This is a genomic window from Mesorhizobium sp. M7A.F.Ca.CA.001.10.2.1, assembly GCF_003998575.1.
Taxonomy (GTDB): Bacteria; Pseudomonadota; Alphaproteobacteria; order Rhizobiales; family Rhizobiaceae; genus Mesorhizobium.
Genome location: NZ_RZQY01000834.1, coordinates 1 through 2,221, shown reverse-complemented (window position 1 = coordinate 2,221; position 2,221 = coordinate 1). Strand labels below are relative to the sequence as shown.

Below are 2,221 nucleotides of genomic sequence, written 5' to 3'. Positions count from 1 at the left end.
GTCCATATCCGTGACGTGCTGGCCCACATCACCAAGATCGCGCGCGTCAAGAAGGGCCGCACGACCAGGAAAACCCCCGCTGCCACGGTTCTCGATCTTGCCCAGGTCGACCTCGCACGCACCATTGGCGACCTCAATCTGATCCGCCCGGTGCTGTTCGTGCCGCCGTCGATGCTTGCCTCCGACCTGATGGGCCGCATGCAGACGACGCGCACCCAGATGGCGCTGGTCATCGACGAATATGGCGGCACCGACGGCCTCGCCTCGCTGGAAGACATCGTCGAGATGGTGGTCGGCGACATCGAGGACGAGCATGACGACGACGAGCCGATGATCACCCAGAGCGGCGACGGCGTGTTCATCGTCGACGGCAAGGCCGAGATCGACGACGTGGCCAAGATGATCGGCGGGGATTTCGCCGCCGGTGAACATGGCGAATATGTCGACACGATCGGCGGCATGATTTTCAACACGCTTGGCCGTGTTCCGGCCCGCGGCGAGGTGGTGCAGGCCATACCCGGCTTCGAATTCCACGTCCTCGATGCTGATCCGCGCCGCGTCAAGCGCGTGCGCATCGTGCAGAGCCAGAAGGGTGAGCGCCGCCGGCGCGCCACCGCGCGCACCGAACAGGCGTGAGCCTCACGCTCGCCCGATGACTGTCGACGACCCGTTCAAGCATCCAAGTCTGGGGTCCGGTGTCTTCTACAAGGACCCTCGTGCCGCGCTGGACTGGCTTGAAGCAGCAGCTGGACTGGCTTGAAGCAGCATTTGGCTTCGAGCGCAGCATGGTAGTCAGCGATGCCGAGAGAAAACTCGTCCATGCAGAGATGCGATTCGGCGACAGCTACATCATCGTCGATTCCGAATGGAGCGATTATGTTGCCAGCCCGGCTTCGGTCTCGGGCAGGAACACGCAGTCGATCTATGTCAGGCTGAAGGGCGGCCTGGATGCGCATTGCGAGCAGGCGCGGGCGACCGACGCTGAGATAATCCAGGAGCCGGCGGATCAGTTCTACGGCGAGCGCCAGTATCGTGCCCGCGACCCCGAGGGCCATGTCTGGACCTTCACGCAGACCATCCGTTCGGTTCCGCGCGAGGAGGCCGAGCGGCTGGGCGGCGTTCAAATCGAGGGTTGGCACCGGTAGGGCAGGGCCGGAGCTGTGCATCTCAGCCAGCCATCCGCCCGTTTGGAGCGCGGAGCGCAGCCTGTTAAATCTTGTGTCCTGATTCGCGACTCGGAAGTATGCATGGAGCGCCTCACCGGCCGGATAATTCTGCTTTGGGGTTGGCGGCGTGCGCTCGTGGCGTTTCTCGCGGGCGCTTTTGCCGTGCTTGGGCAGGCGCCTTACGATTTCTTCGCCGCCTGTTTCGTCTCGTTTCCGCTGCTGGTCTGGCTGCTCGACGGCGCCACCGGCGAAGCTTCCGGCAGCCTGTTCCGGCGTCTGCGGCCGGCTTTTGCCGTCGGTTGGTGGTTCGGTTTCGGCTATTTCCTCGCCGGCCTCTGGTGGATCGGCTCGGCGCTGCTGGTCGAGGCCGACAGTTTTGCCTGGGCGCTCCCCTTCGCGGTGGTCGGCATTCCTTTCATGCTCGCCTTTTTCTACGGCTTTGCTGCAATCGTAGCCCGGCTGCTGTGGAGCAACGACATTGGCCGCATCGCCGCCCTTGCCTTCGGCTTCGGGTTGGCGGAATGGCTGCGCGATTTCCTGTTCACCGGTTTTCCCTGGAATGCCGTCGGCTACGCGGCCATGCCCGTGCCGCTGCTGATGCAGAGCGTCTCGGTGACGGGCATGATCGGCATGAACGCGCTCGCCGTGTTCGTCTTCGCACTGCCGGCACTGCTGGCGGCACGTCGGCACCTGCGCCTCGGCGCGGCACTGTTTGTCATGCTCGCCGCCGCCCATGTCGGCTTCGGCTATGTCAGGCTTGGCGCTCCCGAACCGCCAGCTTCACGCAGCCTGGATGTCCGCATCGTTCAGCCGGCCGTGGACCTGTCGGAAAAATGGGATGCCTCGGTGCGCGACCGCATCTTCGCGGTCCTGATGGGGCTCTCGGCCAAGGCGCCGGACCCAGGCCATCAAAAGCCGCAGCTGATCCTGTGGCCCGAAACCTCGGTGCCTTTCCTCTTCACCGAGCGTCCGGACGCATTGACGGCGCTGGGAGACATGCTCGGATCCGGCCAGATGCTGATTGCCGGCGTCGTTCGCGAGGAAGGCGGTTCGGC

The 2,221-nt window shown here is 64.5% G+C and carries 3 protein-coding genes; all 3 read left to right on the top strand.

The window, feature by feature from the left end; genetic code table 11:
• A partial coding sequence (locus tag EN964_RS32365; protein ID WP_281059588.1) for a transporter associated domain-containing protein occupies positions 1-636 on the top strand: 636 nt, incomplete at its 5' end.
• A 149-nt stretch (positions 637-785) separates the two neighbouring features.
• A complete protein-coding gene (locus EN964_RS32360) occupies positions 786-1,145 on the top strand; it encodes a VOC family protein (RefSeq protein WP_127379735.1) in 360 nt (119 codons plus the stop codon).
• A 102-nt stretch (positions 1,146-1,247) separates the two neighbouring features.
• On the top strand, positions 1,248-2,221 hold a 974-nt coding region (gene lnt / locus EN964_RS32355), incomplete at its 3' end, for an apolipoprotein N-acyltransferase (protein ID WP_127277283.1).

Coding starts and splice junctions, on each gene's coding strand:
- EN964_RS32360 (WP_127379735.1), top strand. CDS start 786: ATGGTAGTCAGCGATGCCGAGAGAAAACTCGTCCATGCAGAGATGCGA.